Genomic DNA, 13,660 nt, shown 5'->3' on the forward strand with positions numbered 1-13,660 from the left:
TTTGATGGTTTCTTTCTTGGAATTTCACGAATTACATCCCCACTTTTTTCATCATTTTGCCGATGAAATTGGTGGCAAATCGGGGGTTGAATCGGTAGAGAATGTCGAGCATTGTGGCATCTTTTCCTACCGTTACTCTAAACTTGTTTTTCTCCATGGCCCGAATGATGATTTCGGCGGCTTTTCTGGGCGAAAGTGTCATTTTAGCAGCGGCACTGGCATTTTTAGGGTCGTTTGGGTCTATTTTAGGCTTGCCCAAACCTGAGTTTTCGGTGATGTTGGTCGCAACTGCCCCTGGGTGAACCACCGTAACGCGCACATTTGTATCTTTTAGTTCGGCATAAAGCCCTTCCGTAAAGATTTTTACCGCCGCTTTTGCCGCCCCATAAATGGTTTGTTTGGGAAATGGGATGAATCCTCCCATGCTCGAAATATTCAGAATGTGGGCTTCGGGACGTTCTAAAAACAAAGGCAAAAAGGCTTTGGTCAGGTAAACCGTTCCATAAAAATTCACGTTCATCACTCGGTGGATGTCTTCGATGGTCAGGTCATTGACGGCAATAAATTTCTGAATAATTCCTGCATTGTTGATGATGCCATCTACTGAGCCAAAGTGTCTGATTACTTCTGCCGGCAAAGCATCTACTTTCGCTTTATCGGTAATATCCATCACAAAACCTTTAAAACGGTCGTCGCCAACACCCGCTATTTTTTGGGTTTCCGCAAGGGCATCAGCGTGAATGTCTATACCTGCGACATTGGCATGTTTTTGCAATAATAACAGGGTCAATTCTCTACCAATGCCACTTCCAGCACCCGTAACTACGATTGTTTTGTTGGCTACTTGCATTATCTTAGTCCTTTATTCTTTTGGCAGTAGCTTCAAAATCCATCAACTTTCCTTTGAGATTGTTATCATCCACTTTCTCTAAGTCAATAGAGATTTCTCCACCCTGCTGAGACTCAAAGTATATTTTCAATACTTTGTCGGTTTCTTCTATTTTGGTGATTGGACGTTTTCCCGCAGTTGGATCATCTGCCCTCGCCAACTCACCCGCCAGTTTCCCATCTTTACGAACAAGATTTGTGGTAAATTTTACATCTCCCATGGGTGTTCCCGCCAGTGCGATTTCCCATTTCCCAGCAAAGAAATCAGTTGACGGAGTAGTTTGAGAAAATGCTTCCGTAATTACTCCTAAGAAAAGTACGATAAAAAAGAGATTTGCTTTTTTCATTGAGATTGCGTTTGGTGCGTCAACACGCCGTCGCCACGTTTGTTTAGTGAATACTTTTAGAACAATTTATTTTTAGAATTTCTCAAACGTAAGAAACAGTATGCTGTGGGCGGGCAATTTTACTACGCCTGCTTTTACCTTTTTCCCAACTAGGACGGGTACTTCATCTTTTGGAGTAAGCATCAGTTCTTTTCCATTCAGTTTTACTTTTTTGGTCATCAGCTCATCTGCCGTCATTAAATATTGGTTCGCATTTGCAGGAATAATGAGCGATGCCTCCGTTTCGTTGGTATTTAAAATCAGGATTGCTCTGCCATTCGATTTATTTTTTAAGTTATGGGCAAAAATATCAACCCCTGGAGCAATACTTCCAGCTTCATATACTTGCGTCCCCATCAACCGGCTCCAAAGCAATGCCGCCCAGTAGTTGGGTCTGGGATTGTGAGTATCATGGTCTAATAAAGCGTATTCGCTGCGAGTGAGGGTATTGTGCATCACCACCTGAACCCCTTTTTTGGCCAATCGACCCAACTGTTCTAAGTATCGGAAGCTATCAAGGTAGGTAGCAGCCCAAGGATTGCCCCCACAAGCGGCTTCGGCGGTCTCGGTGAGCCAGATGGGCGCATTGGGCACGTATTTATCACGGGCGTTTTGGTAAAATTCCAGTCCTTTTTCGGTTCTGCTCAGCCATTCGGCAGAGAGGGCATTTTCGGGCTTTTGTCCACCCATACAACGCCTTGACACCGTGCCATAATAGTGGTACGTAAATACTTCAAAAGTGGGTTTGGGGGTGGCCGACAATAGCTCATCCACCGATAGGTCCAACCCCGAGGGGAGTATGCCTTCGCCCGTAGAGCCCGGGCCAATGATTTTCATTTTAGGGGCGGCTTCGGCGGCAAAAGCGCTAAAAGCCGCAAAGTCTTTCGCAAATCGTGCACCGTTGTAGCCTTTGGGCGCATCGCCATGAGAGGCGTGTGAAGGTTCGTTGAACAGTTCAGCGGCGGCTATTTCCCCTCCTATGGAGCGTGTATAGTCCAAAATAGATTTTATCTGCGTTGGGGTCCAGTTTCCGTCTTTATCTCTCATTCCATCACTAATCGGAAATGAACTTACCAATTTACCATCCACTGCCTTGCAAAAATCTACCACCCCTTTCCACTGCTGACGGGTAAGAATATTCTTAAAACCCGCAGGTGGGCTGGCTAACTTGGCCTCGTCATTGTCTTGAAAATAGACGGCATTAGCCCACGTACCGCTTACCCTCACATACGTTGGCCCTAAGGCAGCCGCCAGATTACGTAGCTTTTGCTGAGCCAAATTGATGGGCTCGATTTTCCATTTGAGGGCATCAATTCCCTTTTTATTAGAATGTTTTCTTACCGAGTCTATTAACTCATAAGGAATCCAAAAATCGCCGCCAATTACCTCACACATCTCCACGTTAAATGATTGGTACCGTTCGTCAACCTTTCCAATCAGGCCCATTTGCGTCAGATTGAGTTTGTTTTGCGCAAAAGTTTCTCGTACAAAGCCAGACAAAGGGAAATAAGCAAGAAAAGTTACCAAAAGATAAAATTGTATTTTTCTCATCGCCATAAAGGTTAATGCTTACACAAAAGGCTGATTATTAGTGATTGACAAGACAAAGGTAAACAAAGTTTTATTATTGTATATTTTTTATACAATAATTTTTATTCAATTATATACCTTTGCAATGCAATTATAATTGAGGCTGTTTTTCCTTCATTGATTGGGCAATTTTATAAAGCACCACAAATCGTAGATTCAACGTGGCAAATGCACAAATTTGCACATCACAACAGACCATTGTAGTTATCATATCCATTTATGAAGAATCCAAGTCAACAAAACTATATTTCCCAAGTCTCAATTGATTGCGTGATTTTTGGCTACTATGAGCGACAACTCAAAGTCCTGATTCCCAAAATAAATTTCAAGGGTGACTTTTGGGCGCTACCGAGTGGGTTCGTGTATCAAGACGAAGACATAGACCAGGCCGCCGAGCGCATTTTGCGCGACCGCACCGGCATCCAAGATATTTATTTGGAGCAATTTCGGGTGTTTGGCAAAGCAAGTAGAACCAATAAGCCCTTTCTTGATGAATTGATTGCCTTCAACTTCGATAAATTAAATGTAAAAAATGAAGCTCAACAAGAATACGATTGGTTTACGAAGCGGTTTATTTCGATAGGGTACTATGCATTGGTGGACATCAACAAGGTTGTACCACAAAAAACAGATTTGGATGAATCCATAGAATGGTACAGCATTCATGAATTACCAAGGATGATTATGGACCACAGCGACATCGTAAATGAAGCCCTAAAAACGCTACAAAGCCACCTCGACGAAAAGATTAATGCGTTTAATCTCCTCCCAGAAACATTTACGATGAAAGAGGTTCAGGAAGTATATGAAGCCATTTGTGAAAAAACATTCGTCCGTACCAACTTTCAAAAAATGATTTTGGAATTAAACGTATTAGAACGCCTCGAAAAGAAATTTACGGGGGCGGCCAATAAAGCCCCATATTTATATCGGTTTAAGAAGTGAGATGAAGATTATTCACCATTTTTTTACTCTATACCATTGGTGGTGTTCTCTCCGCCAACCCTTCTCAGTTTGAAGATAAGCAAGGGTACGGGGCCCTGCGGTGAAAACACCAAACTTAGTAAATCATACGTAAGCCCCCACGGATTTTCGATGATAAAAGCTTAGTTTTAAAAATACAGTTTACAATCCTGTACTATTCTCCATGGCGTCCGTGTATCTGGTTCCCATCACCTTTACTTCTTCAGAAGCTGCGGTTAATTCAGCCAATTCTGAAGCGGTAAAAGTGACATTAACCGCCGCGTTGTTTTCTGTCAAACGGTGCAATTTGGTAGTACCAGGAATAGGCACAATCCACGGTTTTTGCGCCAATACCCACGCTATTGCAATTTGAGCGTTTGTTGCCTCTTTTTCTTGAGCAAACCGTTCGATAACACCCAGTAAAGCTTTGTTAGAGACGCGTGCTTCTTGGGTATATCTTGGCAAAATATTACGAATGTCACCTTCGGCAAAGGTGGTGTTTTCGTCTATTTTTCCTGCCAAAAATCCTTTTCCAAGCGGACTGAAAGGAACAAAGCCGATGCCTAGTTCTTCAATAGTAGGAATGATTTCATTTTCGTGTTGGCGCGTCCAAAGCGAATATTCTGATTGTAAGGCCGTTATGGGCTGTATAGCATGGGCTTTGCGAATGGTGGTTGCTCCAGCTTCCGAAAGACCAAAATGTTTTACCTTTCCTTCTTGAATCAAGTCTTTTACCGTACCAGCTACTTCTTCGATGGGCACATTGGGGTCAACCCGGTGTTGGTAAAACAAATCAATTACCTCAATTTTGAGCCTTTTCATTGATTCTTCGGCTACTTTTCGGATGTTTTCGGGGCGCGAGTTTACTCCAGCCATTTTTCCATCTACAAAATTAAACCCGAATTTTGTAGCAATCACAGCTTCTCCTTTAAATGGAGCTAAGGCTTCGCCTACTAATTCTTCATTGGTATAAGGACCATACACCTCTGTAGTATCGAAAAAAGTAACGCCTTGCTCTACCGCCGCCCGAATCACTTTTATCATTTCTGATTTTTTGCCCGCTGGGCCATAGCCAAAACTCATTCCCATACAACCCAACCCAATGGCTGAAACTTCCAAATCTTTTCCCAGTATTCTCTTTTTCATTGTTGCTATCATTTAGTTTTAAACCGATAGATAATGTAAAATGGCCTAATCAGCTATAAATATTAAGCATTCCGAAACTTTACAGGACTCATTTCTGTGTGCTTTTTAAAGAAATTATTAAAATACGTCACCTCCGTAAAACCCAAAGAAAATGCAATTTCGGACACGTTCCATTTGCTTTGCTTGAGCATGATTTTGGCTTCTCGTAAAAGCCGTTCGGCAATTAGATTTGAGGTCGTTTTGCCACTGGTCTCTCTTACCGCCCGGTTGAGGTGATTAACGTGAACATTCAACTGGTCTGCAAAATCGGAGGCGGTTCTTAGCTTAATTTCGGTATGGTTTTCGTCAATCGGGAACTGTCTTTCGAGTAGTTCCAAAAACAACCAATAGATTCGCTGTGAGGCATTGATAGGAAGCTGCTCAATGCGCGTCGATGGACGCGTTTTCATGGCATAATGAATCAACTCGTATATCAAGTTTCTGATGGCATCGTACTTATGAATGTATTCAGAACTGAGTTCAGCTTCCATTTTTTCATAAATCCCGCATAGATGCTCAAATTGAGCATCGTCTAATTCAAAAACGTGCGTACCCGTTGGCTGAAACACCTCATACTGAATCAGATTGCCAAATTGGTTAAAAAAAACAGTATTGAATATCACATAAAACCCAGATACTTCTTCATTTATATGCTCCCATTTGTAGGGAATAAATGGGTTTGAAAAAACAAGTGCCTGCTTCTCGAATGAAAAAACCTTGTCGGCATAATGGATACGACTCCCCCCTCGACAGAGCGTAACTTTAAAGAAATCACGTCGACGATACGGCACTGGTTTATTGGCAGGATGCGGCAACCGAAACATATTTACATGGCCAATATCTTTACTCAGATTTTCGGGTATCCATTCAAATTTTCGATTATAAAAATCTTGCAAGGTTTCTGACTTTTCCATCATTTACTTTTTTATAATCAGTTTTCTATCCAACGAATAACCCAAACTTATATTCCAATCGAATGATTTCCCTGCAATGTTAGTTTTAATTGGTTTATTGATGGTTGAACCAAGATAAAACGGCGTTTTTTTCGATGAAAGGGTAAAATTTGAGGCAAAATAATAACCATCTTTCTCATCTAATTTTAGATAAAACAATTGCGGATTGATTCGAAATGAGAGGTTTTTATTAATTGAAATAGTGGAAACAGCCCTCAACGAAACCAAAGCGGTATGATTGGTGGCATCATCGCTAACGCCTTTGGCGTACAAACTAAATAAGTTGATGCTGTTGTTTTTATTGATGATAAAATTAGAAGTATACTCAACTGGAATCACCCTCGAAACCGCCAAAGTATTTTTAACGTCGGGGGTTGTTTCATACGCAAGCACCCGAAACGGCACGGCAGGAAAGTGAGTGCCAATGGAGGCTTGAAAGCGATTTTGGTTGATGATTTTATAGCGCCAAATAAAAATAAAAGACCACGGACGCCCATCTTTGAGGGCAAAGCGAAACTCTGGTTCGAAACTAAACCGTTTACCACCGTTGATGTTAAAGTTAAAAATAGCGGCGGGTTTTCCTAGCGAAAAAGCAGGAATAAACGAAAATCCATTATTGGTTAGGCTGGCAGCTCCTCTGAAATTGATAATTTTTGAGGTACTATCAGTATCTTGTGCAAAGGAAATTTGAAGGGTAATTGTAAGGAAAAGTGTCAGAATTATCTTTTGGAGGATGTTTTTCGTAAAAGAATAAATCATTGGTCTTATTTTGAAAATTTTTGTTGCTACAAAAGTAGCAGCACTCTGTGCCATATTTTAACACTTTTCAAATCAAAACTTACAAAAATCAAACAATAAAACACCCGCAAAAAGCGCTGATTTTCAGCAACTCAGCACTTCGACAAAATGATTTTGAACGTATTTTCTCAACTCCTCAAGGCTTGTTTATTTTTACCTCTGATAATCCAACGGCCGACCCCGAAAATTGTCAAACCAGTCAGGGCACAGCCCGCCATTACGCCGGTCATGGGCAAGCTGGTTCCGTTGCTCAATACGCTCACGAGCGCCGCTGCCAGCGACGCAAGGCCCATTTGCAAAGCCCCCAACAGCGCCGATGCTCTGCCTGCTTCTTTTGAAAAAGGGGCCAAAGAGAGTGCTGAAGAGTTGGGGAAACTAAACCCTTGACAGCACAGAAACAAAAAGATGAGCGAGATAGAGTTGTATAAATTGAGCCAGTTAAAAAAGCTCAAACTGCACAGAATGATGCCCAGTGTGGTTTGAATCAACAACGCGGCCTTAATAATCTGCTCAGAGTGGTATCTGCGAAGTAATAAATTATTGAGTTGGCTACTAAGAATAAGCCCCCCCGCCAGCAACCCAAATATCCAGCCGTATTGCTGTTCTGTCACCTTAAAAATCTTCATAAAAACAAAAGGTGACCCCGACAAATAGGCGTACACCCCACCCGCTACCATTGAACCCGCAACCGCATACGTAAAGAACTGGGGATTGGTGAAAATATTTACAAAACTTGGAATAATGTGCTTTGGCAATAGCGAAACAGAAGCGTCAGGTCTTTTACTTTCGGCCAAGACAAACACTACGGCCAACAATAACAATAAGCCCATAACCCCTTGCAGCCAAAACACGGAATGCCAACCCCACGCGCTAATCATATAACTCCCAACGGTGGGCGCAATAATGGGCGATACACCAAGGATGAGAATCAAAGTAGAAAATATTTTGACACTTTCCTGAATGGGGAAACTATCTCTCACAATGGCCCTCGGCGCAACCATGCCCACACAACCGCCCAAAGCTTGTAAGAAGCGTAATGCTATGAGCATCTCGATTGAGGTAGCCACGGCACAACCTATCGATGCAAAAAAGTAAATGACCAGACCGATGGTCAAAGGTGTTTTGCGACCAAAACGGTCTAGCAAGGGGCCGTAGATTAATTGGCCTACCGAAATACCGATAAAAAAACTGGATAATGAGTAAGAAACATCTTCCACTGTCACCTTCAAATCGGCCGCTATACTCGGGAAGCCCGACAAATAGGTATCAATCGAAAATGGGCCAATGGCCGAAAGTAAGCCCAAAATCAAAATTAACAATGAACGTTTATTTTGATTAACTGCCGTTACCTCTAAGTTCATTCAAGCTTGCGTTAGGTGAATTTTTCAAAAAAAAACGAAAGTGACGGAGCTTGAAGTCCTTGACAAGTTCCTAATCTGCCACCATTTATGGTAAACCAAGGCAGTCTTAAAATGGTGCCCTTTGCCTTTGCTGGTATTTTTACTTGCCAAATTTATTGGCCGCCAAACTACGCCCAAAAACGCAGCTTTTGCACCACAAAATTAGGAGATTGGTGGGTATTCTTATGAACACAATTCAAAGCAATAATTACGAAAATCAAACAATTAGTTTGCTGGGGGTGTAAAACACTAACATCGGTAGAAACGTACTCAATGCCATTATCTAGTTTTAAAGTATTTGTTATTGATGTTATAAACCAACCCAATACTCCACAAAAAGTCTCTTCCCTTAATTTCAGATTTGATAGTTTTACTAATATTTGCTGAAATAGAAACAGGTAAATGAGTCTTTGCCAAGCCTAAACTTGCATTGAAATACGTTCCTGCGGCTTGGTCTTGTTTTAAGTAATAAAACTGCGGAACAAATGAAAAATTGAGTTGATTTGTTAGCTTAAGATTTGAAATGATTGCCTTTAGTGCTACAAAATGACCATATTGAATTAAATCCTTGGTCAATCCATGCGAACCTAAATAATATAACCCCAACCCTACCTTCTTGTTCAAATGGTAAGTGGGGCTGGCTTCCCAAGCTACATACCGTTGGGCGGTCGTCAATTCTTTGCTGATACCATTGACAGTAACGGTTTCGGCCCTAAACAAAAATGCAGGGTGACCACCGATTCCCATTGAGAATTTTTTGTTGGCAATCAACTTGTACCTAAACCAAAAAACAAACGTCCAAGGCTTCCCATCTAAGCCAAAGCGGAACATTGGATCGAAGCTCAGGCGTCCTTTTCCCATCGACAAATCAAACAAGGCCGCAGGCTTGTTTAAAGAGAAATTTGGTATGAGCGAAATCCCATTGTTGGTAGCGGTGATTTGGCCGCTAAAAAAACTAGGCGTTTGGGTAGTATCTACCGTTTGGGTAAAAGCAGAATAAGGGGAAAACAAAATACAAAACAGGAGGAGTGTCTTTCTCATTATTTTAAATATCAGTCGTTGGGGCTGCTTATGCCGTTCATTTTTAATTGATTATCATTATCTGACGGACAAAGTTCTTTCTATTTTTCAATTAGACTCATACCCGTATTACGGTATCATTTACCATTTTTACCGATTTAGAAATGCTACCCAAAAAGCATTTAGTATTTATCGTATTTTTGAATCAATAGCATTTAAAAATCATGGAGAAAATCGAAAAACTAGCAAGCGTCACGCAGTTTAATGCTCATAGAGGACAAGAAACTTTGCACCCTTTGGTAAGTGTACTTGACCAATCAAAATCGGTGAAAATTCAGGCCAATAAATATCTTTCAGAGATATATGTTATTTTTTTGAAAGATGTAAAATGCGAAGAAATGGCCTACGGACGCAATCAATATGATTATCAAGATGAGACGTTGATTTTCATTGCTCCAGGGCAGGTTTTTGGATTTAATTTACCCGACCAAATATTGGTACAGCCCACGGGCTGGGCCTTGGTGTTTCATCCTGACTTTATTCGTGGCACATCCTTGGGTAGAACAATCAAGGAATATGGTTTTTTCTCCTACGATGTCAACGAAGCCTTGCACATTTCGGAGCGCGAACGACAGATTGTTTTGGAATGCTTCAAAAAAATAAAAGAAGAGTTAGAACGTGGCATCGACAAGCACAGCAAAATGTTGATAGTGAGCAACATTGAGTTATTTCTCAACTACTGTATTCGTTTCTTTGACCGTCAGTTTATTACCCGAGAAAACATAAACAAAGATATTTTGGCACGATTTGAGAACTTACTGAATGAATATTTTGAATCTAACCAGCCCCAACTCGTGGGTTTGCCCTCGGTAGCCTATTGTGCCGAAAAACTGAATCTATCAGCCAACTATTTTGGCGATTTGGTAAAGAAAGAAACGGGCAAATCTGCATTAGAATACATACAAGCCAAAGTGATTGACCTTGCCCAAGAAAAGATTTTTGATTCCAACAAATCCATCAGCGAAATCGCCTACGAAATAGGCTATAAATACCCCCAGCATTTTACGAGACTTTTTAAGCAGCGCGTGGGGATGTCGCCATTGGAATATAGATTACGCAAGTAATAATCACGGATAATTTTATGCCTTTGCAGATAAAAACACCTGCAAAGGCATAAAATATTACTTTACTACATTCACCTTGACCTCGCCAATAATCCCCGAAGGCACCAACGGTGAGTCTTTGCGATAAAAAGGCATGGTCGTAAAAGTTGTCTTTTGTTTGACATCAGGCTGGGCATCCCCAACGAGACGGTTTACCCAAGTGTTTGTGACATTGACCCGAATGGCATTGTCACCTGCTTTTATTGCTTCGGTAATGTCCAACTTAAACGGCGTCTTCCAAGCAGTACCCACATTTTTACCATTTACAACCACTTCGGCGATGTTTTTGACGTCGCCTAAATCAACGACATACTTAGCCGCTTTGTCAACAGATGTTATTTTGAATGTATTTTCATAATTCGCGGTTCCCGAGAAATATTTAACATCGACATCGGTATTCTCTGTCCAAGAAATAAGCTTGTCAAACGCCACATTTTTATCATTAAAACTCACTTTCCAAGGGCTTGAAATCGGGGTCAATGTCGTTTCTTTGGTGGCAGGTTTAGTATAACCATTGGCCGTTGTCTTCTCTTTAAAAATGACAAAGAAAGCATCCCAAGATTCAAAGTTTAGCGAAACAACGGTGCGGCCTTCTTTGATTTGATAACTTACTTTTTCGGTTTTGCCAGTTTGGGCATTCCAGAGTTCGGGCACTTTGCCCGTCACCCGGAAACTCACTTCGGCCGAAGTTGCGTTTGCACTGCGGTTGTTGAGCCAATAAATATCTTGGTCGGCTGCCTGACGGTGACGATACAGAATCTTGTTTTGCGCTTTGCTAATAATCACATCTTCGCTCACGTTTTGAGCCTTCAACGCCTCGGCCACGGAGCCTTTCAAGACGTTGGGGCTACCCCAAACTTCGTTGACGATGGCTTGAAACTCGCTCTGATTGTCGGCCAAACTTGGCGACTGTTCGGGCTTTGTACCCGCTACCTTCGCACCTGCTTTTACCAAATCACGTAGTTTTTTCAACACGGGCAAGGTCATGTATTTGGCGGTTTCGTCGAGCACCAACAAACTGTACGTATTGCCACTTTGAGCGACCAGTTTCCCATTCTTTACCTGAATGGCGTTGATGAGGGCCGATGAATTGGCAAAATCATACTCGTAGCCCGACGGAATAGCGGGGAGTTTTTCGCGACTAATCCACGTAATGTTGTTGTTTTCACCGTAGTAGTACAACACATCAGCGATATTGCGGCCTTGTTGTAACAAATAACAACTACGCCCTAAATACGACATCCACGCCTTGCCTCCTACCTCTGCCCAGGTTTCTTGACGGGTGAAATACTGGCCAAATGGCCCAAGCGAGAAGCCTGGCTTTTTATCATCAAGTGGCTGATGAACAGACGTATGAATCACAAAACGATTCAGGCCCGACGCCATCTCCAAATCGGCCGTACGTTTGAGGCGTTCGGGATATTCCTGAAAAGGTTTGCCTACGGAAGTCATAGATTCGGCGGCCACAAACGGCTTTCCATAAATATTGGCAACCGATGCTGATTCTCTGATGTCAGCTTCGCTGCGAACCTCTTCGTCGGCCCCTCCTGCCAGACTGCCCGGTGTCCACATGGCCGACATCGGAATCTCGGAGTTACGTTTCACATCCATGCCATCGGCCAAGTAAATACGCCCACCTTCGTGCGACTCCGTGTAGCGTTTCATGCCTCTTTTGTTCAACTCTTCGCCAATGACATCATAGTGATTTTCGGCAATGAGTTCACCAATGGTTTTTCTAAAATCCCACAAAAACTTTTCGCTGGCTTCTTCATTTTTGACGATTCGCCCCGTCAGTACGGGCAGCCAAGGCACGATACTGTAACCGCGTCTTTTCTGAAATTCTTCAGGAAATGCTTTGGTCCAGTTCATGTGGCCAGCTTCGTAGCTATCCAACACCATGTATTGCAAACCTTTAGCCCCCATCATACCACCCGTGGCATCTTTGTACATATCCAGATAGGTGTTGATGTATTTTCTGACGGCTTCTTTATCCAATTTATCCACTTCCAAGCCCGTTGCTTCAGGTGAGGCGGGGTGATTTTGACGGCCTGTTAATGAATAGCCCAAGCGGATAATAGCCCAATCACCAGAGGGCGCAGTCCAGTTCAGCGTGCCATCTGCACTCATTTTTGAGGTCACATCCACTACATCTTCCGTAGGAATAGCATCGGCGGCGCTGCCCGTACTCATTTTTCCATTTTCTCGCCACGGCGAAAACCCTGCTTTGTCTTCTACTTGATCAATGCGGGCGGTATTGTAGAGCACAAATTCGGCTACGTGTACCCCGTCCGATTTGGCAGGAGCGCTGGCGTTGCCCATTAGGCCCCCAAACGGATTTCCCGCAGGTGGGAGTGTTTTTATCGCGATTCGCCAATATTTGGCCGTTGTAGGTGCAAAAGCTACCGTATTGAAAGGCACGGTACTGCCTGATACTTTGGCAATTTCTCGAAAATTGGCCCCATCATCGCTTACTTTTAAGCTACGGTTTTCGGGGTTTCCTCTAAATTCGCTCAGGGCACCTTCTATCGCGCCAGCAATCGCAAATGCCTTAAATGTTTGCGGCGAATCAAATTCGTACTGAATCCACATATCTTGCCCTACTTCCATCGGAGGGATAAATTCGGCCTTGGCCAAATCGCCATCACTTAGGTCTTTGAGGCTAAAATTCCCACCACTTGAAGTGACTTTGGGATTCAGTTCGGCAAAAGGCTTATCCGTTTTGGGCAAACGATACGCAATCACCAACGCATCTTGGTAAAAGTTAGGTTTTTCACCCACAAATCCCCCCGTAAGCCCTCCCGCACCAATCAGTACATTCTGAAACTTCCCGATTACGTCAGCAGGTCGGGGCAATTTTCCCGAAAAAGCCTTTCCACCTTCAACGCGTGTTTCCGTCCAAACGTACTTTTTCATGGCATCTTTGGGTTCCACCCAAGGGCCACCCGTTACGCTCCAACCTGGCGAACCCGCAATGGCCATTTCAAGCCCTTTTTGGTCGGCCGTTTGGGTCATAAACTTGAAGGCATCTTTCCAGTCGGGTGTCATGAAAACCAGTTTTTTGGGCACAACAACGGGCGTAAAAAGGTTGGCATCAAAATTCTGAAAACCGCCAATCCCCACGCGGCTCATCCATTCCAAGTCTTTTTGGATACCTTCTTTGGTGATATTGCCGTTCATCCAATGCCACCAAACCCGTGGTTTTGCCGAGCTTGGGGGAGTTTGAAAGTCCGTTTTGTCTTGGGCATAGCCCCCTAAGCTCAATAGCGCAAGCAGGGCTACAATCGGTTTTTTATTTTTTTTCATTTCAGTTTTAA

11 protein-coding genes are annotated in these 13,660 nt (G+C 42.8%); 2 read left to right on the forward strand and 9 right to left on the reverse strand.

Going from position 1 to position 13,660, the window contains the following annotated elements:
* Nucleotides 1-31: 31 nt before the first annotated feature.
* The 3 genes from NCI00_RS02545 to NCI00_RS02555 form a co-directional block, all read right to left on the reverse strand.
* Entirely contained in the window at nucleotides 32-850 is an 819-nt protein-coding gene (locus NCI00_RS02545) for an SDR family NAD(P)-dependent oxidoreductase (protein WP_253524693.1), read from the reverse strand.
* A gap of 4 nt (nucleotides 851-854) precedes the next feature.
* On the reverse strand, nucleotides 855-1,235 hold the full coding sequence (locus tag NCI00_RS02550; RefSeq protein WP_253524695.1) for a hypothetical protein: 381 nt from the start codon (nucleotides 1,233-1,235) through the stop codon (nucleotides 855-857).
* Between the two features lie 72 nt (nucleotides 1,236-1,307).
* Complete coding sequence (locus tag NCI00_RS02555) at nucleotides 1,308-2,825, reverse strand: hypothetical protein (protein WP_253524697.1); 1,518 nt, start codon at nucleotides 2,823-2,825, stop codon at nucleotides 1,308-1,310.
* Between the two features lie 258 nt (nucleotides 2,826-3,083).
* Here NCI00_RS02555 and NCI00_RS02560 point away from each other — a divergent pair, with 258 nt between their 5' ends.
* On the forward strand, nucleotides 3,084-3,809 hold the full coding sequence (locus NCI00_RS02560; protein WP_253524699.1) for an NUDIX hydrolase: 726 nt from the start codon (nucleotides 3,084-3,086) through the stop codon (nucleotides 3,807-3,809).
* Nucleotides 3,810-3,989: 180 nt separating this feature from the next.
* Here NCI00_RS02560 and NCI00_RS02565 read toward each other — a convergent pair whose 3' ends face one another.
* The 5 genes from NCI00_RS02565 to NCI00_RS02585 all read right to left on the reverse strand — a co-directional run bounded on the left by NCI00_RS02565 (nucleotide 3,990) and on the right by NCI00_RS02585 (nucleotide 9,204).
* On the reverse strand, nucleotides 3,990-4,973 hold the full coding sequence (locus NCI00_RS02565) for an aldo/keto reductase (protein ID WP_253524702.1): 984 nt from the start codon (nucleotides 4,971-4,973) through the stop codon (nucleotides 3,990-3,992).
* 62 nt (nucleotides 4,974-5,035) lie between these two features.
* On the reverse strand, nucleotides 5,036-5,926 hold the full coding sequence (locus tag NCI00_RS02570) for a helix-turn-helix domain-containing protein (RefSeq protein WP_166559777.1): 891 nt from the start codon (nucleotides 5,924-5,926) through the stop codon (nucleotides 5,036-5,038).
* Nucleotides 5,927-5,929: 3 nt separating this feature from the next.
* Nucleotides 5,930-6,724 carry a hypothetical protein gene (locus NCI00_RS02575; RefSeq protein WP_253524705.1) on the reverse strand — a complete coding sequence of 265 codons (795 nt, stop codon included), beginning with the start codon at nucleotides 6,722-6,724 and terminating at the stop codon, nucleotides 5,930-5,932.
* Between the two features lie 167 nt (nucleotides 6,725-6,891).
* On the reverse strand, nucleotides 6,892-8,124 hold the full coding sequence (locus NCI00_RS02580; RefSeq protein WP_253524708.1) for a multidrug effflux MFS transporter: 1,233 nt from the start codon (nucleotides 8,122-8,124) through the stop codon (nucleotides 6,892-6,894).
* 318 nt (nucleotides 8,125-8,442) lie between these two features.
* On the reverse strand, nucleotides 8,443-9,204 hold the full coding sequence (locus NCI00_RS02585) for a hypothetical protein (RefSeq protein WP_253524711.1): 762 nt from the start codon (nucleotides 9,202-9,204) through the stop codon (nucleotides 8,443-8,445).
* 203 nt (nucleotides 9,205-9,407) lie between these two features.
* On the opposite strand from NCI00_RS02585, the gene NCI00_RS02590 reads away from it, so the two are divergent.
* A complete protein-coding gene (locus NCI00_RS02590; RefSeq protein ID WP_253524714.1) occupies nucleotides 9,408-10,307 on the forward strand; it encodes a helix-turn-helix domain-containing protein in 900 nt (299 codons plus the stop codon).
* A gap of 57 nt (nucleotides 10,308-10,364) precedes the next feature.
* Here NCI00_RS02590 and NCI00_RS02595 read toward each other — a convergent pair whose 3' ends face one another.
* Nucleotides 10,365-13,649, reverse strand: a complete 3,285-nt coding sequence (locus NCI00_RS02595) for a glycosyl hydrolase (protein WP_253524717.1) — start codon at nucleotides 13,647-13,649, stop codon at nucleotides 10,365-10,367.
* Nucleotides 13,650-13,660: the final 11 nt, after the last annotated feature.

The organism is Runella salmonicolor (assembly GCF_024158025.1).
GTDB classification, from domain to species: Bacteria; Bacteroidota; Bacteroidia; order Cytophagales; family Spirosomataceae; genus Runella; species Runella salmonicolor.

Bases quoted from the DNA above. Each gene is read 5' to 3' on its own strand.
- NCI00_RS02545 (WP_253524693.1), bottom strand. From the start codon at position 850: ATGCAAGTAGCCAACAAAACAATCGTAGTTACGGGTGCTGGAAGTGGC.
- NCI00_RS02550 (WP_253524695.1), bottom strand. From the start codon at position 1,235: ATGAAAAAAGCAAATCTCTTTTTTATCGTACTTTTCTTAGGAGTAATT.
- NCI00_RS02555 (WP_253524697.1), bottom strand. From the start codon at position 2,825: ATGAGAAAAATACAATTTTATCTTTTGGTAACTTTTCTTGCTTATTTC.
- NCI00_RS02560 (WP_253524699.1), top strand. From the start codon at position 3,084: ATGAAGAATCCAAGTCAACAAAACTATATTTCCCAAGTCTCAATTGAT.
- NCI00_RS02565 (WP_253524702.1), bottom strand. From the start codon at position 4,973: ATGAAAAAGAGAATACTGGGAAAAGATTTGGAAGTTTCAGCCATTGGG.
- NCI00_RS02570 (WP_166559777.1), bottom strand. From the start codon at position 5,926: ATGGAAAAGTCAGAAACCTTGCAAGATTTTTATAATCGAAAATTTGAA.
- NCI00_RS02575 (WP_253524705.1), bottom strand. From the start codon at position 6,724: ATGATTTATTCTTTTACGAAAAACATCCTCCAAAAGATAATTCTGACA.
- NCI00_RS02580 (WP_253524708.1), bottom strand. From the start codon at position 8,124: ATGAACTTAGAGGTAACGGCAGTTAATCAAAATAAACGTTCATTGTTA.
- NCI00_RS02585 (WP_253524711.1), bottom strand. From the start codon at position 9,204: ATGAGAAAGACACTCCTCCTGTTTTGTATTTTGTTTTCCCCTTATTCT.
- NCI00_RS02590 (WP_253524714.1), top strand. From the start codon at position 9,408: ATGGAGAAAATCGAAAAACTAGCAAGCGTCACGCAGTTTAATGCTCAT.
- NCI00_RS02595 (WP_253524717.1), bottom strand. From the start codon at position 13,649: ATGAAAAAAAATAAAAAACCGATTGTAGCCCTGCTTGCGCTATTGAGC.